At 43.3% G+C, this 23267-nt stretch carries 20 protein-coding genes and 2 pseudogenes; 14 read left to right on the top strand and 8 right to left on the bottom strand.

Annotated features, from left to right (window positions below; all coding sequences use genetic code 11):
* Positions 1–346: 346 nt before the first annotated feature.
* A complete protein-coding gene (locus BP95_RS0107095) occupies positions 347–586 on the bottom strand; it encodes a helix-turn-helix domain-containing protein (protein ID WP_028531772.1) in 240 nt (79 codons plus the stop codon).
* Between the two features lie 171 nt (positions 587–757).
* Here BP95_RS0107095 and BP95_RS0107100 point away from each other — a divergent pair, with 171 nt between their 5' ends.
* From BP95_RS0107100 to BP95_RS0107140, 8 genes and pseudogenes are all read left to right on the top strand, one after another.
* The gene (locus BP95_RS0107100; protein WP_028531773.1) at positions 758–1534 is read left to right on the top strand and encodes a recombinase family protein; all 777 of its coding nucleotides are present in this window, start codon (positions 758–760) and stop codon (positions 1532–1534) included.
* A gap of 233 nt (positions 1535–1767) precedes the next feature.
* A pseudogene (locus BP95_RS29835) lies at positions 1768–3003 on the top strand (IS110 family transposase).
* Between the two features lie 50 nt (positions 3004–3053).
* A pseudogene (locus tag BP95_RS34480) lies at positions 3054–4166 on the top strand (polymorphic toxin-type HINT domain-containing protein); the annotation flags it as partial.
* A 44-nt stretch (positions 4167–4210) separates the two neighbouring features.
* Positions 4211–4537: a hypothetical protein gene (locus BP95_RS0107120; RefSeq protein ID WP_021259367.1), complete on the top strand. Its 327-nt coding sequence runs from the start codon at positions 4211–4213 to the stop codon at positions 4535–4537.
* A 238-nt stretch (positions 4538–4775) separates the two neighbouring features.
* Positions 4776–5447: an RHS repeat-associated core domain-containing protein gene (locus BP95_RS33785; RefSeq protein WP_231515066.1), complete on the top strand. Its 672-nt coding sequence runs from the start codon at positions 4776–4778 to the stop codon at positions 5445–5447.
* A gap of 14 nt (positions 5448–5461) precedes the next feature.
* Entirely contained in the window at positions 5462–5851 is a 390-nt protein-coding gene (locus BP95_RS0107130; protein ID WP_028531777.1) for a hypothetical protein, read from the top strand.
* 200 nt (positions 5852–6051) lie between these two features.
* A complete protein-coding gene (locus BP95_RS0107135; protein ID WP_028531778.1) occupies positions 6052–6249 on the top strand; it encodes a hypothetical protein in 198 nt (65 codons plus the stop codon).
* Between the two features lie 82 nt (positions 6250–6331).
* The gene (locus tag BP95_RS0107140; RefSeq protein ID WP_028531779.1) at positions 6332–7894 is read left to right on the top strand and encodes an RHS repeat protein; all 1563 of its coding nucleotides are present in this window, start codon (positions 6332–6334) and stop codon (positions 7892–7894) included.
* 107 nt (positions 7895–8001) lie between these two features.
* Here BP95_RS0107140 and BP95_RS0107145 read toward each other — a convergent pair whose 3' ends face one another.
* Entirely contained in the window at positions 8002–9219 is a 1218-nt protein-coding gene (locus BP95_RS0107145; protein WP_028531780.1) for a hypothetical protein, read from the bottom strand.
* Positions 9220–9511: 292 nt separating this feature from the next.
* On the opposite strand from BP95_RS0107145, the gene BP95_RS0107150 reads away from it, so the two are divergent.
* The 4 genes from BP95_RS0107150 to BP95_RS0107165 all read left to right on the top strand — a co-directional run bounded on the left by BP95_RS0107150 (position 9512) and on the right by BP95_RS0107165 (position 14722).
* Positions 9512–10135, top strand: a complete 624-nt coding sequence (locus BP95_RS0107150) for a hypothetical protein (protein WP_028531781.1) — start codon at positions 9512–9514, stop codon at positions 10133–10135.
* A gap of 55 nt (positions 10136–10190) precedes the next feature.
* Positions 10191–10775: a TetR/AcrR family transcriptional regulator gene (locus tag BP95_RS0107155; RefSeq protein WP_028531782.1), complete on the top strand. Its 585-nt coding sequence runs from the start codon at positions 10191–10193 to the stop codon at positions 10773–10775.
* A 923-nt stretch (positions 10776–11698) separates the two neighbouring features.
* A complete protein-coding gene (gene hflX / locus BP95_RS0107160) occupies positions 11699–12967 on the top strand; it encodes a GTPase HflX (protein WP_028531783.1) in 1269 nt (422 codons plus the stop codon).
* 264 nt (positions 12968–13231) lie between these two features.
* On the top strand, positions 13232–14722 hold the full coding sequence (locus BP95_RS0107165; protein ID WP_051614016.1) for an erythromycin esterase family protein: 1491 nt from the start codon (positions 13232–13234) through the stop codon (positions 14720–14722).
* A 92-nt stretch (positions 14723–14814) separates the two neighbouring features.
* Here the strand turns inward: BP95_RS0107165 and BP95_RS0107170 are convergent, their stop codons facing one another.
* The 5 genes from BP95_RS0107170 to BP95_RS0107190 form a co-directional block, all read right to left on the bottom strand.
* On the bottom strand, positions 14815–15294 hold the full coding sequence (locus BP95_RS0107170) for a DinB family protein (protein ID WP_021257572.1): 480 nt from the start codon (positions 15292–15294) through the stop codon (positions 14815–14817).
* A gap of 131 nt (positions 15295–15425) precedes the next feature.
* On the bottom strand, positions 15426–16190 hold the full coding sequence (locus BP95_RS0107175) for an effector binding domain-containing protein (RefSeq protein ID WP_021257571.1): 765 nt from the start codon (positions 16188–16190) through the stop codon (positions 15426–15428).
* Between the two features lie 75 nt (positions 16191–16265).
* The gene (locus tag BP95_RS0107180) at positions 16266–17204 is read right to left on the bottom strand and encodes a helix-turn-helix transcriptional regulator (RefSeq protein WP_021257570.1); all 939 of its coding nucleotides are present in this window, start codon (positions 17202–17204) and stop codon (positions 16266–16268) included.
* Positions 17201–17830 carry a DJ-1/PfpI family protein gene (locus BP95_RS0107185; RefSeq protein WP_021257569.1) on the bottom strand — a complete coding sequence of 210 codons (630 nt, stop codon included), beginning with the start codon at positions 17828–17830 and terminating at the stop codon, positions 17201–17203. Before BP95_RS0107185 ends, BP95_RS0107180 begins: the two co-directional genes overlap by 4 nt.
* Before the next feature lie 99 nt (positions 17831–17929).
* Positions 17930–18199, bottom strand: coding sequence for a YciI family protein (locus BP95_RS0107190; RefSeq protein WP_021257568.1), 270 nt, complete (start codon positions 18197–18199; stop codon positions 17930–17932).
* A gap of 345 nt (positions 18200–18544) precedes the next feature.
* Here BP95_RS0107190 and BP95_RS0107195 point away from each other — a divergent pair, with 345 nt between their 5' ends.
* A complete protein-coding gene (locus tag BP95_RS0107195) occupies positions 18545–20836 on the top strand; it encodes a hypothetical protein (protein WP_028531785.1) in 2292 nt (763 codons plus the stop codon).
* 197 nt (positions 20837–21033) lie between these two features.
* Positions 21034–22281 carry an MFS transporter gene (locus tag BP95_RS0107200; RefSeq protein WP_231515067.1) on the top strand — a complete coding sequence of 416 codons (1248 nt, stop codon included), beginning with the start codon at positions 21034–21036 and terminating at the stop codon, positions 22279–22281.
* Here BP95_RS0107200 and BP95_RS32265 read toward each other — a convergent pair.
* A complete protein-coding gene (locus BP95_RS32265) occupies positions 22222–23043 on the bottom strand; it encodes a helix-turn-helix domain-containing protein (RefSeq protein WP_081676971.1) in 822 nt (273 codons plus the stop codon). The genes BP95_RS0107200 and BP95_RS32265 overlap by 60 nt on opposite strands.
* Positions 23044–23267: the final 224 nt, after the last annotated feature.

The raw sequence follows: 23267 nt of genomic DNA on the forward strand, positions 1-23267 counted from the left end.
AGCGTCAGATAGTCTCACTAATAATAATCATAAACAATAATCAACAAAGAAGAACCAACAGAATAATCAATAAAAGAAGAATCAGCAGACGCCCTTGGCGGTCTGCAAGTTTCGGGAGAAATTCTTATTTTTGAAGGATAAAGATAGAGAGGATAATGACTGTCTTTATTCATGAAAATAAAATAAGAGTTCCACCGCTCAACCATGCCCTGTCGGGCGGCACTCTTCGCTTTACGTTGTCAGAACGCACAGAAGCCTTGTGTAGGCGTTTTTACTGGCAAAGTGACACCTTTTGTGTAATCGCTTGTATAGGGTGGTTCTATAAGCCAGACTGGACTATACCCGACTATAGAGAATCAACTTTAGGGGCGGTATCTTCATCATCTTCTATCGAAACAATCAGTTGGTCAACAGTGATGTTTAACGCTTCGCAGATTTGCTCCAATGTCCGAATATAAACTCTGTCCACGTTATTAGAGCAAAGATGGTTGATAGTTGCGTGACGGATATTCATAAGCATAGAGAGTTGTCGTTGGGACATCCCCCGTTCTTCAAGAATTTCTTTTAGTCGTATTTTTATTTTCATTGTGACCTCACCCGAACTCATATTACTTTTAAACGTACTATAACACATTCTTGGCGAAATAACATTGAACTATACGGTTAAGAGTAATATAATTATCTATGTACGCTTAGGGGTATAACTCTTATGCGTAACATAAATCTGAATTATCGTAACGGACGAGGGGGAAACAGCATGAATGTCATCGGTTACGTCAGGGTTTCAACAAGCGGTCAAGCCAAGGATGGCTACAGTTTAACGTACCAACAAGATGAAATCCGCTCATATTGTCAGGAGCAAGGATGGAACTTGCAGGACATCTTTACGGATGAAGGTATCAGTGGGGCGAAGGTGGACGAGGATGCTCTTGAAGTGGACAGAATTGGCTTTCAGAGCATGTTATCTGCCTTAGCCACCGAAACCTATGACGCTGTGGTTGTCCTGAATACAAGCCGTTTATGGCGGTCTGACATTGTAAAAGTGTTGGTTCATCGGGAGTTCAAGAAGTTTGGCGTAGATGTGAAGAGCATTGAGCAGCCGACTTATTCTATACATAAGAAAGATCCAAATGATTTTCTGATAAATGGGTTAATGGAATTACTTGACCAATATCAACGACTTGAAATAGCTCTAAAGCTAAGTAGAGGACGTAATAAGAAAGCACAGCAAGGAGGATATGCAGGAGGACGGGCGGCATATGGTTACAAAGCTCGTAAAGGACATAAAAGTATAGAAGTCCATGACAAGCAGGCCCAGGTTGTTAGAAGACTCTTCGACTTGCGAGAGCAGTATGAATCTTGGTCACTGTCTGAATTAGCATCACAATTGAATTTAGAAGGCTACACCACGCAACAAGGTAAATGTTTTACGAAAGTACAAGTGAAACGGATATTAGACCGCAAGGAATTGTATCAAGGTATGTACCGTTACGGAGAAATTGAAGCTGTAGGGCTGCACCAAGCAATCATTTAACGAAGCATAGAAGGAATCAGAATTCGCTAGCGTATCTTTGCGGCTTGTCCGCTCGAACTGAGGATGCGACCTGATTTACAGACATGCTATAAACCATCCAAATTGGGTGGTTACCCATGGGTTGGAACTTGTGCATACAGTAACTTTATGTATTGCTTACTTGGTCATATGCAGTTCTAACCTATCTGTAACCATTCAATAAAATTCAATTGATATAAGGAGCGAACAGAGTAATGATACAGCCAGATAAGCTTATTTACGTGGGCGTAGACCTTCATAAACAGCATCACACAGCGGTTATCATCGATTGTTGGAATCAGAAGCTAGATGAAATCAAGTTTGATAACAAGCCTTCCGCATTTTCGCAGCTTGAGAAGAAACTAAAAAAATATACGAAGAACGGGCTATCAGTTGTATATGGTTTGGAAGATGTGGGCGGATACGGCAGAGCGTTAGCTGTTTACCTGAATGAAAAAGGGTGTTGAGTGAAAGAGGTCAATGCCAAACTAGCAAATGCAAGGCGTAAGAGCCATGTTACCGTTCAGAAACCTGATTCATGGGATGCGGAATGTGTGGCTAAGGTATTAAGAGATGAACTGCCGAATTTACCAGATGCCAAGCCTGTAGATTTATATTGGGCAATATGTCAGCTAGTGACTCAGCGTAAATGGCAAGCTAAAAACCTGTCAGGAATAGTGAAACGTCTTCATCAGCAGCTTGGATACCATTACCCAAGCTATAAGAAGTTCTTTTCTGAGATAGATGGAAAGACAGCGTTAGCTTTCTGGCACAAGTACCCCTCGTCAAGGCATTTATCAGGTGTCGGGGTGGAGGAACTGGCGAAGTATCTTCGAAAGTTAAGCAATAATGGTTTATCGATCAAGAAAGCAGAACAAATACTCCATCTTATTACTGAGGACGGAGATACATATCGGGATTTTCAAGATAAACGGGATTTCATCGTGAAACGACTGGTACGGAGTATCCGTTTTTATAAGAAAGAGTTGACTCGGATCGAACAAGAGATTGAAGATGTTATGAAGGAACTGGGCTTTCAACTGGAATCTATGACAGGGATAGATGTTGTAACAGCGGCAGAATTGGTAGCAGAGATAGGTGATATTCATCGTTTCTCTACTCCAGACAAACTTGCGCGATTCGCGGGGATTGCACCGATTCCTGTTGGATCAGGAGACAAGCATCGAAACTATAAGAGCAAGCAAGGCAATCGTGAACTACACGATATCATTAAAGCTCTTGCTATTCGACAGATAGCAGTCACACGTGGGAAACGAGAGCCGCGTAATCCTTACTTCTACTTTTACTATGAGCAGAAAATGGCGGCAGGAAAGACTAAGCAGCAAGCTATTGTGTGCATTATGCGTAAACTGGTTAATGTCATCTATTGCTTAATGAAGACTAAAGCAGTTTACACGATTCCAGAAGTACCCATTAAACAAGCAAGTTGATATACTAATGTTGGGCGGTGATTGGAAAACGGTTACCGTCCTTTTTATTGAATATAGTACGCTTTATTAACTAGGATACGTATGAAGGAGATATTAAAAGTCCGCTGAGTTTGAATTTGTATACGTATGTTTACAATAATCCATTAATTCATTCAGACCCTACGGGTAATTTTGTTTACCCAATCTCTCCGTCTTTAACTTGCGCGGTTGATATGGGAAATTGCAAATCAATCTAGATGCACAAGTTAAGGCAGGTAAGGCGATAGCAGTTGAAGGAGCCAATTTTTTAATACTTGATGATGTAAATACGCTTTTGAATCCTGATGGCTCTCTGAATGAAAAAGCCTTGACTGTAGCTTCTTTTGTGCCTTGGGGAAAACTGTTGAAAGCAGAAAAACTTGTATTTAAGGGTAGTAAAGCTGCGAAATCACTTGCAAAGTGTAATTGTTTTACAGCAGGGACAAAGGTATTAACAGACGAAGGGGAAAAGAATATCGAAGACATTGAAGTCGGAGATAAGGTTCTTTCCAAGAATGAAGAAACTGGCGAACAGGCTTACAAGGAAGTTACTGCCCTCCATCGCAACGAGAAAGATACTACTTATAAGTTCGGTGGGTAACCAAGTTATTGAAACCACCGATAATCATCCATTCTGGGTTGAAAGTAAAGGATGGGTACTCGCTGTTGATCTTAAGGCGGGCGATGAACTAGTACAAAGCAACGGAAATCATCTAAAAATTGACAATATCGAAATTGTACATCACGATACAAAAGTAAAGGTTTATAATTTTACTGTAGCTGAATTCCACACATACTTTGTAAGCAGTTTAGGCATTTGGGTGCATAACATCGGTGGTTGCTTAGACTGGAGTAAGGCAGAAGCCCATGTTAGAAAACATGAAATTAACGACTTAACAAAACCATCGCATGGCATTTTTTCTGGTGATGCTGTAGAGATTGTTGAAGGCGCATGGACAAAAATAAAAGATAAAAAAATTCGAGCCCAATATGACTCTAATCAAAAGAATTGGTATTATGAAGTTGTTTATAATAATTCAGGAATTGCGGGCGGGAAATTTGGCGATGGAAGTACTTTGAACAACGTTAGAATTTTTGTAAATAATGCTTCTGACAATCGAATAATTGCTGCGTTCCCAAAATGAAGTATTGTCACATTTAATTATTTTAAGGAGTTGCATGTTAGCTAGTGGATAAGTATAAACATAAGGTTGACTGGTGCGATACATGTAATCAAGGATGGATTGAGGTTAAAAGAAATAGTGTAAGCAATAATATTCATTTTAGATGTTCAGAGTGCCTCAATGAGTACGAAAAGTACGAGGATATTAATACCGAAAAAGTCTTAAAAATTGAAGTGGATAGGCATGCGATAGATTTATCTGTAGAGGAAATTCTTCAACATAATCTTTGGAAGTATATTATCAAAGAATGGGAGAACTATCAGTTAGTTAGGAATGATGGGGTTATTATTAAAGTCTGGTCTAAAGAAAAGATGAGATTCATCAAACCCTAGTAATGTTGACCTTGAGGGTGGCAATCCTCAAGGTCTTTCTTTTACCCACCCACCCAGTGAATGTAACGGGCAGCATGTCCTGAAAGAACCTAACCCTCATCAACCCCGTATGATATTTTTCTTATACGGTTGTGCGCACATAGTATCCCCCCCCTTTATGTCGAACGTCCTTCAATTGAATATAGTACGCTTTATTAACTAGGATACGTATGAAGGGGAACTGGGAAGTCCACTAAGCTTGAACTTATATACGTATGTGCATAATAATCCACTTATATATAGAGATTCGACTGGACATGCGATAGATAATATCCAATTGAATACGTATCTTCAAATAGCTAGGGCCGAAGGTGTAAATTCACAAGTATACTGGGAAATTAGATCTATCTTGGGGAGTGAGGTATCTGGATTGCCAGGAAATATAGCCAACAACAACAAAAGTTTTAAATACCTATTTAGTTTGGCTACTGGAACATACTATGAAAAGAAAGCAAACACTTTAGGCAATGCACAATGGGCTGAAGGAAACTTACAAAAGATGTTTGAATTGGCGGAATCTCTTGAAAATGTATCTTTTGCAATGTTAAGTACTGTTGGAGGACCTATAAAAGGGGTAAGGAGTGTGATTAATAGAACTCCAAGTCTCGTTAAGGCAGCTGAAAAGATGGGCAAAGATCCCAAAGTACAAAAAGAGGCAAATGATCTAATTGCAAAATTTTTAGCTGGTAATAAAAATCCAGGTCTACGAACCGGAACAAAAAATTTATTTAAAAATATTAGTTATTTACGAGGGGAAGAAGGGGCAAGAGTTTTCTTTAGAATGGAAAAGGGTGAAATGGTAATTCTAGCTAAGGCAAATAAGCATAATGAACAGGCAGTAATTGATGTACTGACAAAACTCTATAAATAATTTAGGAGACCAATATGGAAATAAAAAGCATAATTTATCCAGTTCCGTTAAGCGAGGTTAAAGATATTTTTAATGATAATATTGACGTTTTTGTAAAGTTGGAAGATGGAATTAGTTATAGTGTGGTAGTAACAACGCCAATAAATATTATGGAATATATGGAAAATAATTACCTGGGATACATTCCTGCATCTCATCCAAAAATAATCGTTAAAAGTTTGACGGAAGAAAATATTTATGAAGCAATCAAAAGTTACTCGGAAGAAAATGCCTTCTGGTTAAAGTTGTTATATATAACTGGAGGTGGAGAAACTTCGCTCGATATTGAATACATCAATAAGGTAATCGCAGAAATTGAAAAATCGAATGAAGAGATACTTCAAGCGTTTAACGAGGAAGGATAAAGAACTCATTTAGTATTTTGAAATCCAAGTAAATTCAACAGCCTTGATTGGCCATGTGCCTGTCAAGGTTTCTTTTTGATGTAGGCTCTCATGTGTGTAGAGTTACATCAGCGGGATAACCGTAACACTTTGCAAAGCGATCAACTACCGAACTTCACTGGAGCCAGCTACGCATCGCAAGCCGCAGCCGCCTGACCCAAGTGACAACGGAAGACGGCAAAGCCATCAGCTATCGATACAACGGCGACAACCTGATGATAGAGCGCACCGAAGGTGGCGTAACGACCCGATACTACTATGACTACAGAGCGAAGATCGTAGCTGAAGGAAAAGTAGAAGGAAACGGCAGCATCACAGTAGCGTATGTCCATGATTCGACCGGCAAGCTGAGAAGATAACGCGTCAGGGAAGTTATGCTTCAAGGTAAAAATTAGCACGATAGTATTACCATACAGTAAAGAAAAGAAAGGGAATCGCAAAATGAATGAATGCATAAAAAGAGTAACTTATCTTTTTCTTATCAGCATGATCTACTTTACAATTTCATTGGATAGTTATGTGATGGCTAGCATGTCTCGTGAATTAAACGATTTTAGCTACGTCATAGAGTCGTTTGAAAGAGGAGACCTGAACCAAACAAATTACATAGCGGGAGCCGGCAAGATAACAAGCGACCCGCAGCAAATCATCACGGGAAAATACTCTGTGTACGTAGAATCTTCCCCGAAGGAAGAGTGGAAAGATGCGATTTATAGTAATTCGAATAAAATACATTTTGAAAAGAACACAACCTACGCGGTAACGTTTTCTTATAAGAACGTAGCAGAAGCAGTGGCAGATAATAATGGTTACTTTTATTTCACGGCCAGGGGAGTAGGCTCGGATTATAGAAGCGATAAAGGGTGGACAGAATGGACAGGACAAGCAGGCAAGACAGGCACAAAGACGATCACCTTTAAAACAGGAGATGAAGGAAACTATTTTCTAATATGGGGGATCCATAACGGAGGGGCGTTATCCCTGGATGATATAAGTGTTCAGAAGTTAAGTGAGTCGTTCGAGAGAGGAGACCTGAACCAAACAAATTACGTAGCGGGAGCCGGCAGGATAACAAGCGACCCGCAGCAAATCATCACGGGAAAGCATTCTGTGTATGTGGAATCCTCTCCAAAAGAAGAGTGGAAAGATGCGATTTATACGAACGTACATATTGAAAGAAATACAACCTATGCGGTGACGTTTTCTTATAAGAGCATAGTAGAGCCTGTACAAGTGAATAATGGTTACTTTTATTTTACGGCAAGAGGAGTAGGCTCGGATTATAAAAGCGATAAAGGGTGGACGGAATGGACAGGACAAGCGGGCAAGATGGGCACAAAGACGATCACCTTTAAAACGGGCGAGGAAGAAAACTATTTTCTTATATGGGGAATCCATAACGGAGGGTCGTTATCCCTAGATGATATAAGTATTCAGAAGTTGAGTGAGTCGTTCGAGAGAGGAGACCTGAACCAAACAAATTACATAGCGGGAGCCGGCAGGATAACAAGCGACCCGCAGCAAATCATCACGGGAAAACACTCTGTGTACGTAGAATCCTCCCCAAAAGAAGAGTGGAAAGATGCGATTTATACCAACGCGAATAAAGTACATTTTGAAAAGAACACAACCTATGCGGTGACGTTTTCTTATAAGAGCATTGTAGAGCCTGTACAAGGAAAAAATGGTTACTTTTATTTTACGGCCAGGGGAGTAGGCTCAGGTGATATAAGCGATAAAGGGTGGACGGAATGGACAGGACAATCAGGTAAGTCGGGAACCAAGACAATCACCTTTAAAACAGGAGATGAAGAAAACTATTTTCTAATATGGGGAATCCATAACGGAGGGGCGTTATCCCTGGATGATATTATGATAAAAAAAGATGAGTATCAGTATGATGCAAATGGACGATTAGGCCGAGTTTATTTACCAGGTAATGTTGAGATTAAATATTTTTATGATGCCAATGGAAATTTGATGCGGCGTGAACGTTCAAATTAGCATAACAGATAAATAGTCTCTTTGACTCGATATAAATAAGTGCAGAGAAGGATGACCATAGTATTGTTGGTCATCCTTCTCTGTATTTTTTTGTCGCAGGGAAGTTGTCACTTCCTTGATAAGAATGTTCCCCCTGTATATTTTAGGTTCATTTCATCTATTACGACCGAAGCTGAGCCTTTGCCATTCACACCAATGATGTTAACTTGAACAGCAGCTCTGACGGCTCCCTGAGGAACGTCTCCGTTCGTAGACAGAACGAAGTACTCACCTTTCGTATCATCGTTAATACTACCACTAGCGGGCCACCCAACGACTTTACCATTGGCATCGTAAAACCCAAGAGTTAGATTCACTTTAGCATTAGAAATCTTTTCGACTTTAATATGGCTATGGAGAACGTAATTTTTGCCTTGCTCGACAGCTACTGTCTGCATGAGGCTCATGCTTTTGCCGTTTAAAGAGGAGGCATCCATCCTTTGAGCACGCTTGCCAGCCATTACGTTGATCTCCTCAATCCCGTAGGTTCCGACAACTCCGTCTTCCGCAAAATTCCACCAGCCATCTGCCAATCCAGTTGAACCTGTGTAGCTCTCAAATCCGCTATTGGCCAAGAGATTAGGTTCGGTTGAATATGTAAAATGCATGCCGTCGACAACGACCGAAGCTGAGCCTGTGCCATTCGAGCCAATGATGTTGACTTGAACGGCAGCTCTAACGGCTCCCTGAGGAACGACACCGTTCGTAGATAGAACGAAGAACTCGCCTTTCGTATCATGGGTAATACTGCCGCTAGCGGGCCACCCAACGACTTTACCATTGGCATCGTAAAACCCAAGAGTTAGATTCACTTTAGCATTGGAAATCTTTTCGACTTTAATATGGCTATGGAGAACGTAATTTTTGCCTTGCTCGACAGCTACTGTCTGCATGAGGCTCATGCTTTTGCCGTTTAAAGAGGAGGCGTCCATCCTTTGAGCACGCTTGCCAGCCATTGCTTTGTTCTCCTCAATCCCATAGGTTCCGATAACACCGTCTTGCTCATAGTTTCCCCAACTATCCGCTAGTCCCAAGCTACCTGAGTAATATTCAAAATCTCCATTTTCCAACAAATTAACTTCTGTTTGTTTTATTTTTCTTAACAAATTTCCGTTGCCGTCGTAATGATACTCATACTGGTGATCTCCATGTTTAACCAGTTTTACTTTCCCCGTTGGATCATATTTGTATTTTACTTCTCCAGCCAATGCTAGTTGATGGCTACAGAAAACGAACATAAGTAAAAGTGATAGAAAAGCACTTCCATATTTTAAAGTATGTTTCATGTGCGACTCCTTTTAGTTGAATTAGTTGGTATTATTCTATGAATAGCTCCATTGTAGATAAAATCTAAAGCATTAAACAGAAAAGATTTGTATTAATTTCTATTGTGTTACAACCTGCAATCCATCGTCCCAATATTGTAAATACAAAATCTCATTAATTTAGCGTTATTGTCTAGGACAAAAATGCTGAATTACACTGGTAAGATACAATTGACAGCTCATTTTCTGCGGTCTAAAATGATAATATGAAACTAAATTTGTATCAAAAGTTTCAAAATAGGGAGGGATTTGCATGGTTTGGATTCAGAAAAAAGACTTCGTAGTCGCTACATTTCTGTCTGCTATCCTGTTTGTGCTCTTCTGCTATCTAAGTTCAGGGTATGAGCTGATCGTCACATTTGCCCTTGGGATCGTGTTTGCATACTCGATTTTTATTACGTTATTCATGAGGAAAATCGAATTCATTGAACCCTTGCAAATACTGCCGATATACTTCGGCGTATTGGCTTGGCAGTTCATCCATTTTTCCGAAGAATTCTCTACCGGATTTTCAACCCGCTTTCCTCTTATTTATGGTGGAGAACCCTATACCGCGCAATTTTTTGTTGTATTGAACATGATCTCCTATTCCTGCTTCGCTCTTGCCGCTATCTTTGCCTTTGTCCGGCGTAAGCCCGTTCTTCTTATTCCCGTTTTGTTCTTTACAGCTTATGGAGCGCTCGGCAATGCCATCGCACACACCACTTGGAGCCTTTATTTCGGCGAATATTTTCCGGGCTTGTACACCGCTCAGTTGTATTGGTTACTTGCACCACTCCTGCTGCGAAGATTGACAGGGAGCTGGAAGGTGACCCTGCTCCTGATCATTCCTTATGTCGTCCTGCTTCCGATTGCGTTAATTGCTGCCCTTGTTTAGAATGAAATTAATTCATATCATTTGATCAATAATTATTTCAGAAGAGGAACCTGACATGAGCAAAAAGACGGAAGCGAGACTGTTAACGCATGCTTCATCCCAGTTCTTTCGGCACGGTTACTCCAATCTATCCGTGGACGATCTCGTGCAGGGGATTGGGATGAGCAAGGCTACGCTGTACCGCTATTTCGATTCGAAATACGATTTGCTAGAAATCGTGATCGAGAAGCTATTTCAAGAAATTGAGGCAGACATTCATGAGCTGCTTGCGAGCAAGCAGGAACCCGAAGAGAAGCTGCGTACCTTTATGACCTTGATGGTAGAGCGATTGAACGGTATTGAGCGATCTGCGATCGAGGATATAAAGCACAGCGTGCCCGTTTTATTTGAGAAATTTCAGAATTTGCGCAAGCACGTCATCATTAATCATTTGGTGAAGGTATTAGAGGACGGTGCTGAGCAAGGTTATTTTCGAAAGAATATCGATCAAGGGGTTGTGGCACATATCATCTTTGCAGCAATCGAATCGCTGACCGATATGGATTACCTAGCTGAGAGCCGCTACCGGTTTTCCGAAGTTTTCGATATGGTGCTGACCATTGTGATGTACGGAAATGTAACAGGCGCGTCGAAGCACTGACGATTATTTTCTACATATAATAACTTTTGCTTCAGCAAATTACTTGGAGCTAATAACGGCAGCTTTGTCCCGGTTAGTGTCAACGGAACTTTTAGCACTCCATCCATTACGTTATCGCCTGGTACATACAGCATGTATTACGAGAATAAATCCGATTTTCCTATCGATTTCGATGCCTTTGTCCTTAGTTCTAGTTAGTTGTATGAATCTAGGAGAATAAGATTTATGCAGATAACTACTTGCTTCAATACTTTGGCTGTGTTAGGATGAGGATAACTTTGACAGAACGGAGGGTTCACAGTGGTAAATAAGGCAGCTAACTTCCGCTTCGGAAGAATCCGATTGAACGCATGTGTCACTAACTGAATAGTGCTCATTAGCTCTGCTTGTGTGCAGAGTAATCGGGATTGGTCTGCCTTGTTGCTACGGAACCTAATAAAATGGTTGGCGACAGAAGAGGGAGGGATCGTACCTACCCTCTTTTGTTGTGCCCATTGTACGTGTCTGCCGCTATTGAAGGAGAGAATTATGTCTCTTTGAGCATTGTCGTCGCATGTATTTGCTTGTTCCTGATGTGTTATCAGGTTCGGGGCAATTGGGGTGCATGTGTCTGATAATGCGAATACAGCTGTGCGCATCAGCGGATGCTGTCAGCGTTAACTGCGAACAGCGGTAATAGCTTCAGACTGTACAGTTGGCCATTGGGTTGTTCCAATTGGATTGAATCGCCCCTATCAAGGGGGGAGTTCGATCTAATTAGCCTCAAGGATCCTATGTGTAATAGGATGAAGAAGGTTGCGATCCAGTATTGATACGATTACTCCAAGCACTGGCGGGATGCCTGTGCTTTTTTTGTGCATCAAGTTGTATGAGAACCAGGCATGATAGGAACAAAATAAACAGAAACATGGAGGAATACCTTTATGGAACAACTAACAATCGAAGCGCAAAAGGCCGTACTGGTCGGCGTGAATATGAATCATCAGCCGGACTTTGCATATTCGATGGAGGAACTGGCGAATTTGGCGAGCGCATGTGATGTCGAAGTAGTCGGGACAGTGACGCAGAATCTGAGCCGTATTAATACGTCACATTACATTGGCACAGGCAAGATACAGGAAATTACGATCATGCTGAATCAGCATGAAGCCAATCTTGTTATTTTCAATGATGAGCTATCGCCGTCACAGCTTCGCAATCTCGAAGCGGAGCTGGATTGCAAGGTCGTGGATCGGACGCTCCTCATTCTGGACATCTTCGGACAGCGCGCAAAGACGCGCGAAGCGCAGCTTCAGGTCGAGGTGGCAGAGCTGCAATATATGCTGCCACGTCTTGTTGGGTTGCGTGAATCACTTGGCCGCCAGAGCGGCGGTATCGGCACGAAGAACAAGGGCGTGGGTGAAACAAAGCTTGAGCTGGACCGTCGTCGGATTGAAGAGAAAATTACGGCTATGAGCAGAGAACTGGACTCACTCGTGGCACACCGCCAAATACAACGCAAGAAGCGGAAGAAGACTGAGATCCCTGTCGTATCGCTTGTCGGCTACACGAATGCGGGCAAGTCCACAGTCATGAATGCACTGGTAGAGAAGTTTACGGGATCGAAGGACAAATTCGTATTTGAAAAGGATATGCTGTTCGCAACGTTGGAAACGTCTGTCCGCAACATTGAGCTGGAGGATAAGAAAGAGTTCCTGCTTACGGACACGGTTGGCTTCGTCAGCAGACTGCCGCATCATCTTGTGAAGGCATTCCGCTCTACGCTGGAGGAAGTGAGAGAAGCCGACCTGCTCGTGCATGTTGTTGACTTCTCCAATCCGGAGTATGAGCAGCACATTCACATTACGAATGAGACGCTGAAGGCAATTGGGATCGAGGATATTCCGATGATTTATGCTTTCAACAAGATCGACATGAAGGATGGAGAAATCCCGGAATCGCAGGACAATTCCTTGTATATTTCGGCCAAGGGTAAGCAGGGGCTGGATGAGCTTGTCACGGCGATTCGCGGCAAGGTGTTCCGCAATTACGTGAAGTGTGAAATGCTCATTCCCTATCACGAAGGACAGCATGTCTCTTACTTGAACGAGCATGCGCATGTACTTGCTACTGAATATGAGGAGCAGGGTACGAAGCTTGTTCTGGAATGCAAGCAGAGCGATTATCAGAAGTTCGCTCAATATGTCCAGTAGTCTTAACAAGTTCATATAAGCACACAGTGAGCCGTCTCGCAGTCATCTGTCTGGAGGCGGCTCTTCTTTGCATCGCTTCTCGCTTCTTATGGCAGCTTTACTGCATGAGTTTTTTTACCGTCGCTGGTTGCTCTAATGGAAAATTGCTAGCCCATCGAAATATTGGAAAGAGAGCACAAATTGTCAAGAAGTCAGGGAACGGATTCAGTATGATTAGCACAAGCAGAGAATTGATTTCATGAGGATTGGAAGGAGCTGAAGCTCTTGAAGAGACACGAATATAACTTGGGGCGGCGACGCTTCTTCGGTTTGCTGATCATCTTGACGGTGCTTTCGTCTGCATATGCTCCGGTAGTGATGGCGGAGGAGCCTGTACATGGAGAAGCGGAGAAAGCGGAGATACATACTTCCCTATCGATAAAAGGGACTGCGGTGGAGACGGTGCATAAACAGCAGGAAGAGACGGCAAGAAATTATCAAGCCGCACTATCTGAGTGGAAGCGCTGGGCAGCAGATCATGCCTATACTTGGAACCACATACAACCGGAACAATGGTCTCCGAACGGTGGAGCGATTGTGCAAGACAAAATGAGCGATCTTGATATGCTAATCCCGCTGCTGGCTGATAAGCGCATCGTATATTTGGGCGAAAATTCGCATGGAGTTGCTGAGTTCAGTTTGGTCAAAACGCGCATGATTCAATATTTGCATCAGACGCTTGGGTACAATATCGTAGCCTTTGAAAGTGGACTGGGCGATGCTGCGATCGCGCAAGGACAAATGAACAAGAATGCGGCACAGCAGACGATGAAGCGATCTATATTTGGCGTATGGTGGACAGAAGAGACGAAGCCGCTGTTCGACTATATGAAGGCAACACACGCAAGCGATGCTCCGTTGCGGCTTGCGGGCTTCGATATTCAGGTGCAGTCTTCGTTATTCCAGGATGCAGATTGGATATCGAACAAATCGCTGAAGAATAGAGCGATACAAGCGGAGCAAGATGTTCAGAAATGGAGAAGGAGTACGGATCTGAACGGCTACCGCAAGGCGAAGCCGGTGTTAATGAAGGTGTACGAAGAACTGCTGCAAGCTGTACCGAACAATGCTGACGCCTTGAAGCGGGAGTATCCCAATGAGCCGCATATCGTCAAGCTGATGCAGCGCGCAATGCAGGATCGCATTCGGGTGATTCAGGAGTTCAATGAACTGAGCATCGAGTCTAATCGATTAACGGAACAAGGCGATTATAGCGGAACACAGGCCATTATGGAATGGCGGGATCGGGCCATGGCCAGCAATCTGGCTTGGCTGGCTACTGACATTTATCCGGAAGAAAAAATCATCGTATGGGGACATAACGGTCATATCAGCAAGGCCCAGTCTCTTATCTATTCGATGCCGAAGAGTATGGGTGAGCTTATGCCTGAAACACTGCGGCGGGAAAGCTACGTCATCGCTCTCTTCATGGGTGAAGGTCAAGCGGCAGAGAATACGAGGGAGCCTATTCACCTGACACCGATTATTCCAGGATCGATGGAGGATATTCTCGCAGCTTCTGGACAGCCATATGTGTTCCTGGATTTGCGATATCGGGAAAATGAGCGGGGTAATTCATGGATGTTCGAGCGATCGATTGCATCTTATCAGGTGATGATGCCGATGCCATTGGAACTTAGACGGCATTTCGATGGCGTACTGATGATCAAGCAAGTGAAGATGCCTACCTATTTGCCGAGCACAGCTCAACCCTAGAACGGTTATGTAATCACACGAAAACGCCCATTGATCGGGCGTTTTGTCATCGTACTGCATTGTTACAATTCGGAAGTGTCATGCTGTATTTTTCATAATACCGCTTCAATTTGTTTTTTGTGATGATTGTCGTGATCGTTGAATTCATGAATGACATACAGCAAAGAGTAAGGGATACCTGTATATGGACAGGTTGCTGCGCCGTTCGCGGTAACCTGCTTGGCAGTCAGGTCAGGATCAGCTAATAGAGCTTCAACAAGCTGATGACGAGATTGCTTGAATTCGTCGAGAAGCTGTTCTTGGGAAACTCCTGAATTGGCATATTCATAAGCAATTTTATTAAACGGGTCAAAATCAGGAAAGACCATTCCTTCTCCATTCCGGATCGCAGGGATGACGGTAAAGAGCAAGTGCTTATCCCAATTTATGAGATGCGAAATGATTTCTGCAACGGATGCTTTCCCCTCTGCAATTGGTTGTGACCAGATGTGCTCGTTGATGTGATGTAGGGTATCTGTCCAATCTGTAAATTGCTTATATCGTAGAAGCGTTTGTTCATTTAACGTGATCATAATCAAAGCCTCCAGTTATCGAATTGATAGGTAACAGTCGAAGTATGTAGTGACACTTTTGAGTAAAGTAACCAATTACGAGCAGGGGCCCGTAAGAGGTCGCCCTGCTGCGAACTGAATTTTGCCGAACTTTAACGAATCGCAATATAGATATCAACCTGTGCATCCTCTGGATTGGCGCTTCGCTCATCGTAGCGCTCGAAATCTCCAGTAAAGGTGCGCTCCTCGCCAGAGGTAAGTGACCATTTCCAGATAGACTGCCATGCACGGGCAACAACCTCAGTAACAGGGCCGCGTTCTGTCGTGAATACGGCATATTTGGCTGCTGGTACTTCAACAACTTCCAATCCGCTAGGAGTCTCTGCATCCCGATCGATTGCAGCACCGATCAGCGTTGTATACTCGCCCATAGCCCCATTCTCATAGTCACTGTAGCAGCTGTATATTGTTCCAGGATCTGTAGAATTCGGAACTCGTGCAGCAATCTGCTCTGACCAGAACTGTCCCCACAGTGGACCCAGCTTGCCATTGCCGCTCATTTCATTAGCATTCGTCGTACGCGCAGCAATACCGGCAAGCTTCATCGCATCCAGCTCTACGATTCGGGTCGGCTGGTAAGAAGCGGCTTCATCCCCGTTCGCGATGCTCCAGCGCTTCAAGTTCGGTAGGAATTGCTGCATCATATTGCGGGCAGCGGCTTCTTCCATTCCGTCCTGTACCATAAATGGTACGCAGATGTCGATCATCTCTTCGAGGGTGAGATCTGGATTCGTGAACGCCCCGTCCTTATAGCAATGAATACAATACTCCTGTACAAGCTTATTATCCTTATCTGTTCCGAACTGGTTCTCTTGCGCCAGCGGCATCCCGCAGCTTTGGCATATCAATTGACTCATAATCGATCACTCCTGTATCGTTGATAGCCTCATTATAAAGAGGAGAACCTGACAACTCTCTGTCAGGTTCCCAGTTTACTTTTTATATTTTTCAACAATACGAGAAGCAATCTGTTCAATCTGGTTACGAATGTGAAGCGGTTCAAGCACTTCGACATGCTGTCCAAAGCTTAAAATAAAGCCATACAGCCAATTATCTACGGGAAATGGAACGGATGCGACAAGCGCCCCTGCTTCATCCTCTTGCAGATCCTCTACGCCAAACCATTCTTCGGCCAAATGGCGTACCTCTGGATCGAAGCGCAGGACGATTCTCTCGGTTCGTTCCGGCGCATGCCATTCCTGCTCCCATGGGAGATCGTGAATCGAGACCTCTTGGCGGACGAAAAACTTGTCTTCAACCAGCAAATCCTTCATTCGGAACAGCTTGAACAAGCGAAATTGGGCACGCAGCGTACAGTACGCATACAGGTACCAACGCTTGTGCTTCAGCACCAGCGTATAGGGCTCTACCGTTCGGCAGGATACCTTCCCGCCTGCATTGCAATACGTGAAGGTAACCGCCTGCTGCTGCTCAATCGCATCCTTCAGCACCATCAGCTTCTGCTCCTGAACACCGTTGCTGCCCCAATTGGAGAAGTCGACGATGAATTGCTGCGTCCTCAATTGGAACTGTGCCGAATCGGCAGGCGGTATGATACTGCTCAGCTTCTCCACCAGCAGCTCATTGTCGCTGCTTGGATGGGTGGAGGAGATGCTCTGGAGCGCAGTAACAATGGCGACAAGCTCATCGTTGGTCAACAGGTTCCGATCGAGGCGGTAGCCTTCTGCTAGGCCGATGCCTCCTCCTGCTCCCTGATAGGTGACGACTGGAATGCCAGCCTGATTGATGGTATCGATGTCTCGATAGATCGTCCTCACCGATACCTCGAAGCGGTCAGCCAAATCCTTGGCCTGTACCATCTTGCGGTTGATGAGGAGAATGACAATAGATAGTAAGCGGTCGATCTTCATGTTGCGCTGCTTGGCTCGAACTGAATGTCGTATTCCATAACTTTTGCAGTTGTTCGGGCGACTTCTACTCCAAGAAGCTGCTGGACAAGGTAGAACGCCATATGGATGCCAGCGGAAATCCCGCCGGATGACACGATGGAGCCATCTGCAACATACTTCACGTCTCGCACGACGTCAACCGCTGGATACTGATCCGCTAACCAATCATAACTGGCCCAGTGCGTCGTAGCTCGCTTGCCATCCAGAAGACCTGCCTCTGCAAGCAGCAGCGCTCCTGTGCATACCGAGGTCATAAAATCGACAGCCTGCATTCGATCCTGAATCCATTTGATCATATGGGGATTATGGAGTTCCCGTTTTCTTGCTCCCAGCCCTCCGGGGACGATGACAATATCAAAATGCGGCGCATTGGAGAAGCTGAAGTCAGGAATGACCTTCAGTCCGTTGCGTGCGTTAATCATAGTGCCATCCTCCGATACCGTGCGTACTTGAAATGGCTTCAACGCAGTCGTATCAGGATTTTGATCGGGATAGGTTGTAACTGACAGCACCTCGAAAGGGCCTGCGAAGTCCAGCACCTCAACATCATCAAATAACACAATTCCTACATTCCAATGCTGCTTCATTTGGGTTCATCTCCTTCTTCTATAGAAGAACATGCCCGCACCGGGACAACCCAGTGGGGCATGATTGCGATTCGTACAGCAAGCGAATCCTGAAGCGGTTTATGCCTGAACGAGCTGCAGCTTCCATTCGCGCAAATCCAGCTTGCGTACGCCTTCCTGCACATAGGGATCATTCTCAGCCAATTGCTTAGCTTCTTCCACATTGTCAGCAATATAAATGACCATACCCCCTGAGCCATCTCCGAACGGTCCCTTGGCGAATACCTTTCCCTCTTTGCCGAGCTGTTCCAAGTACTCCAAGTGATGTGGACGATACGTCAAGTTTTTACTCTCATCCTGCATTTCCAAGATTGCTGCAAAATAAGCCATGTTGGATACTCCTCTCCTATTCCCTTAGTCGTTCTTGCATTCATTATATCAAATGGACGAGCATGCGGAAGGGGTTCTATATTTCGACGAAAAAATTGTTCAACTGACGTCAAGGAATACAAATCGACAGCATGTGATGAAAAAGGCGGTTGCAGTGCGGAAAAGGGCGATTACTTTTCTTGTGAGAGCAGTTGAAATCTATGTTCTCTATGATATAAATTATAGTAATAGTACCTGTATTCTAAAAGATCCTAATTTAAATGACAACTCTTCTTAGGGACTGCATCGAGTTCAATGAACGGCAGATGATAGACATCTTGATTTTTATCCATGGGAGGGTTTTCAATGCGAACTGAAATAGCAGAAGAAGTACAAAAGTACAAAGACTTTATAGAAGAAGAGCTGACACAGACTATATCAATGGATAAGTTAGTAGCTCTGTTTAAGGAAATGTCGGGTGCGGCAAGGCGAGAAATGGCGGTAGATTTGCATTTACCCTCGGTTCGCACCTCGAAAAGCATGCCCACTATTTTATTTATTAAAGAGATACGCAAATACGTAAAATCCAGACAAGATCATTTTAATCGTAAATATACACTGATTACCTCGTTGATAAAGCAGCTTATGATCGTTCTAGAAGAGGAAGAGGAGAATACTCTTGAATCGTTCCTTGCGCGTCGTGAAGCAATTATTGCTGAACATGGATTTTGGCATTATTATTGGTCGCTTTATTTCCATCCAGGCCGAACCGAGCAGGAAGCGTTGTGGAAGCAGTCCATGGAGGAACTGGAGAGCGAGGGTGGAAGCTCGGAAGGCTCCAGCAATACCGTCCTGCATTTGACAGATGAGTCCACCTCATTGCCTGCAGAAGTGGAGCCGTCTATGGAATCCACAGAACCATCACTTGAATTGGAGCAGCGAATCATTGAATTGAAGAAGAAATTGAACCATGAGACGCATTTGCGCAAGCAGGCTGAACTGTCGCTGGGGAAGACGGAGAAGCAGATTCATCGGCTGAATCGCCAATTGACTGATATCGATGCTCAGCTTCAGCTTGTTCAGCAGGAGAGCGGACAAGTACAGAAGGATAAGGACTTACATATTCAAGAGCTGGAATCAATTCTTGCGCAGCGCAACGAAGAGCTGCGAGTGATTCGTCAGGAGCGCAGCAAGCTGCAGAAGGAATCCGAGCTGATGCAGCAGGAGCTAGCCGTGAGAGAAGAACAGATGCAGTCCGTACGCGGTGAGCTGCTTGGACATGAGGAGAAGCTGAACCAACTGCGCAGACAGGTGAACGCGCTAAGGGCGGACAACGATGAATTGAACAGGCAGGTTGTACAAGCCAAGAAATCCGCTGCTGCTGCGACAGTTGAGGTACTTCGTCCCAAATCGTTAACTTCCTCTATTCAGGATATCATTCAATTGCTGTATACCGATGTGGAAGACACCGTTCATGCGGCTCGCAATACGGTCGTCCAATCCGGCAAGGATGGGAGACAGAAGATACGAGAGTCTCTTGCGCTCATTGATGAGCTTGAGCAATTCATCGAGAGACGGAATGAGCATCTTGCTGAACGAAGCGGTTCTATTCGTGAACATTCGGAATTGGCTCAGCAGGAAGAATGCGAGGAGCGTTCTGCAAGTGTACATGCACGGCAGCGCCATGATTCAATGCCGTACGCAGAATCGGCTTGCGCATTAGAAAGCGGCGGCACTGCGGTTCTGGAGCGAAGTGAAGGCAGCGGGTATGCAGAACCCTTTGCGGCATTGGAAGGAGGCTCCTACCCTGATGGCTTGTCTGTAACTGACGAGGGCGGGTTGAATGGGACGTTCTTCCGCCGTGATCATGGCGGGTATATTGTATTGGAGACGGGACAGACGTTTAATATTACCGAAAGTCTTGTCCTGCAGCATCAATTGCAGCACGAAGCAGGAGTACTGTGCCGTCCGAAGCAGCATGATCCAACGCAATACGAGATTGAACTGCTGCTTCAAGGGGATGACAGTAACAGCTCCATTGTTCAATATGATGGCTATGTGCACCTTGGAGAGCATTTTACCTGGTATTGCGTCGATCTGAATGACCCGCAGCACCGCTTCCCGCTGCATGAACGGGATGTGGCCATTCGTACACCGAAGGATGGGGACCCCTGCTCATTTAACGTAGAGATTGGGAAGCAAGTAGCGCGCCTGTCCCGCTTATATCGGGCGCAGCCCATCTCCGAACTGGAAGCGAAGCGTACAGCGAGCAGCGGTGCAGCAGTTCAGAGTGTCGCACGTGCTGCGAAGGCACAAGCGAAGAAGGAATATGAGAAGCCAGAGCCATTCTTAGAAGGCCACCAAATTACGATTGTCGGTGGATTGAAGAAATGGTTCGAAGAGGTAGTGGCGGAGACGGGGGCTACTCTCGTACATGAGAATGGGAAAAATCCGAAGCGGATATTCCATGATCTGAAGCGTTCGTCCGCACTGTTCTTATTGCTTACGGCAACTTCGCATCAAGCATACTGGGACTGTGTGGAGATCGCGAAGCAGAACCAGATTCCGTTCTATTTCATCGAGGGATCCAAATCCAATTTGCGTCACCTCTTGTGGAATAATCAAGATCAAATCATTGCACATGCCAAGGCGAATTGATTTATGTAGCTTATTATAAGGTCAGCCAGATATTCCTGGTTGACCTTTTTTATCTGTTTTTTTATATCTAGCATCCAGGGTAGAACGTATCTGCTCGTACTATATTTTATTGCTGAGGTAAGTAAATATTGAACGAAAATGCAGCAAGATGAAGATAGAAGAAGAGAAGGATACACTGTAACTTTTTAAATGAGGTGATGACAGTGTATAGCAGTGTACTGAAGAATCGAATGATTTTCTTCTATTTGGCGGGAGCAGGGATTTCCCAATTAGGAAATGTGATTACAGGACTTGCTTTCCTTTTTTTATCGTATGAACGAACACAATCCAGCATGCTGACCACAGTTATGGCTATTACACAAGCTGCTCCATACCTTTTATTCGGACTAGCTGGCGGAGTAATTGCTGACTCTGTAAACAAAAAACGTTTATTACTGTGGATAGACATTATACGAGTACCTATTATTCTTTCATTGGTCTTTATTTATCAAATGAATCTCTTAGGTTTTTGGCATTTAATCGTTGTGAGTTTCCTAATTCAAAGTCTAGGATGCTTTTATAATCCAGCTTACAGAGCTGTGTTGCCTCTCATTACTTCTGTAGAAGATCGAACAGTTGCAAATAGCTTATTTGATATTGTGACAAGAGGTGTACAAATGCTTGGGCCAATATTTAGTATTGGTCTGTTACATTCAGGACAAATCATACATTTCTTCACAATTGATGCCTTAACGTATTTAATTAGTGCATTTTTCATCTTAAAACTTCATTGGAAAGAAAATAACGATGCTACAGACAACTTGTTGAACAAAACGGATGGTATTTTTAACTCTATAAAAGATTTCTTTAACTGGGTAAAAGGTGAATATACGATCAGAACATTGTTGTTTGTCACTTTTTTGATTGTGTTTTTTAACACTTGGGTATGGCAAGTCGGATTATTGTTACAACTACTAGAAACCCAAAATAATGGTGAGCAGCTTTACAGTCTTCTAATGGGGTGGTATGGTGCTGGTGTGATTACAGTCAATATCGTCATCCCTTTTCTTTGGAAAAAGCTGACCCTCACGACTTATCTAATCGGTTCTATTGTATGGGGTGTTGGTATACTTGTATTCGGATTTGCAACTCATCTGTCAACCTATTTTATCGGTGTACTGATCGCAGCTATTGGGCTCCCTATTTCTGGTTTAGCACGGGTTTATCTGATTCAAACATGGATACCAGACAATAAATTAGGCAGAGCGTTTAGTGTCAATGCAGTTCTCTTATATGGTTCTAATGTGCTTTCGTTGAGCTTGTTTGGCGCACTATCCTCTTTTGTGGAGATTCGGTATATTTTTGTTTTTTGTGGAAGTATGATGGTTATCTGCTCGTTTGTCTATTTATTTCGCATATTTCCTTCGAAAAAAACTAGGCGTGATTCCGTAGAGACGTTTAAATAGCTGATTATAAACAGAGATGGAAGAAAATCCACAACTATATGAAATATCTACAATCGATTTCTTGGTATGGATAAGCATGTCTTGACTTCTGATAATGCGATATAGTTGAAGCCACGAAAAGGGCGAAATTCCAATGTACTCCTTAAAAAGATGGGCAAACTGAAATTTGCTTATATTTAAAACCCCTGCCATTTCATCTAGGCTCCAGGGATGTTGGAAGTCTTCTTTTATAACGTTCATTGTTTTGTATAGTGCAGGGTGAATTTCTTTAAATGGCTGTATGTTAATGTCAGACGAATGTGTACCAACCATAACTTTACATATCATTAATGCTAACTGAGTGAAGCTATGGTCTAAAAATAACTCTACTGAATGACTTTCGTTACCTTCTTCTATTTGTACATAATCATTTATAAAATGGACCCATTGCTGGACTAATGGATGTTTTTGAACAGTAAGAGCAAAAGAAATATTATCTTTAATACATGAAATTTCAGCCGTTAGTTGATTTAAAAATGTTGGTTCCAGTTCTATTACAAATTTATGATCATCCACTGAAATTTGTCTATGCAACTCATTCGGGTTAAAAAGAATAAATTCATTGTTAGATAAGAAAATGTCGCTTCTCTCGGTCTGGTAATACATAGATCCTTTTATAGAATAGATAAGCTTATAAGAACAGTCATTTCGCCATTTGCTTTCGCATTTTTTTTGATTTGTGGACAGTAACAAACCCTGTGCAGCTTGTAAAATGATAGACAATTACATCACCATCACTATACTGAAATTTACATTATAGTTTACCATGTCAAATACGATTATTGTTTCAAATAGCGAACCTTCTACGATTATTATTCGTAGAGGGTTTTGTTCTTTCTTGAGTAAGATATGCTGACTTTAGTCTTAGATTCATTTATTAAATTAGGTAAGCACTTCCTATTCTCTTCTTCCTTATAGGCCAATGGCATCCAATATTTGCATTGTCA

The sequence above is a fragment of the Paenibacillus sp. UNC217MF genome, assembly GCF_000686865.1.
GTDB lineage: Bacteria > Bacillota > Bacilli > Paenibacillales > Paenibacillaceae > Paenibacillus_B > Paenibacillus_B suaedae.

Coding starts and splice junctions, on each gene's coding strand:
- BP95_RS0107095 (WP_028531772.1), bottom strand. CDS start 586: ATGAAAATAAAAATACGACTAAAAGAAATTCTTGAAGAACGGGGGATG.
- BP95_RS0107100 (WP_028531773.1), top strand. CDS start 758: ATGAATGTCATCGGTTACGTCAGGGTTTCAACAAGCGGTCAAGCCAAG.
- BP95_RS0107130 (WP_028531777.1), top strand. CDS start 5,462: ATGGAAATAAAAAGCATAATTTATCCAGTTCCGTTAAGCGAGGTTAAA.
- BP95_RS0107140 (WP_028531779.1), top strand. CDS start 6,332: ATGAATGAATGCATAAAAAGAGTAACTTATCTTTTTCTTATCAGCATG.
- BP95_RS0107145 (WP_028531780.1), bottom strand. CDS start 9,219: ATGAAACATACTTTAAAATATGGAAGTGCTTTTCTATCACTTTTACTT.
- BP95_RS0107150 (WP_028531781.1), top strand. CDS start 9,512: ATGGTTTGGATTCAGAAAAAAGACTTCGTAGTCGCTACATTTCTGTCT.
- BP95_RS0107155 (WP_028531782.1), top strand. CDS start 10,191: ATGAGCAAAAAGACGGAAGCGAGACTGTTAACGCATGCTTCATCCCAG.
- hflX (WP_028531783.1), top strand. CDS start 11,699: ATGGAACAACTAACAATCGAAGCGCAAAAGGCCGTACTGGTCGGCGTG.
- BP95_RS0107170 (WP_021257572.1), bottom strand. CDS start 15,294: ATGATCACGTTAAATGAACAAACGCTTCTACGATATAAGCAATTTACA.
- BP95_RS0107175 (WP_021257571.1), bottom strand. CDS start 16,190: ATGAGTCAATTGATATGCCAAAGCTGCGGGATGCCGCTGGCGCAAGAG.
- BP95_RS0107180 (WP_021257570.1), bottom strand. CDS start 17,204: ATGAAGATCGACCGCTTACTATCTATTGTCATTCTCCTCATCAACCGC.
- BP95_RS0107185 (WP_021257569.1), bottom strand. CDS start 17,830: ATGAAGCAGCATTGGAATGTAGGAATTGTGTTATTTGATGATGTTGAG.
- BP95_RS0107190 (WP_021257568.1), bottom strand. CDS start 18,199: ATGGCTTATTTTGCAGCAATCTTGGAAATGCAGGATGAGAGTAAAAAC.
- BP95_RS0107195 (WP_028531785.1), top strand. CDS start 18,545: ATGCGAACTGAAATAGCAGAAGAAGTACAAAAGTACAAAGACTTTATA.
- BP95_RS0107200 (WP_231515067.1), top strand. CDS start 21,034: ATGACAGTGTATAGCAGTGTACTGAAGAATCGAATGATTTTCTTCTAT.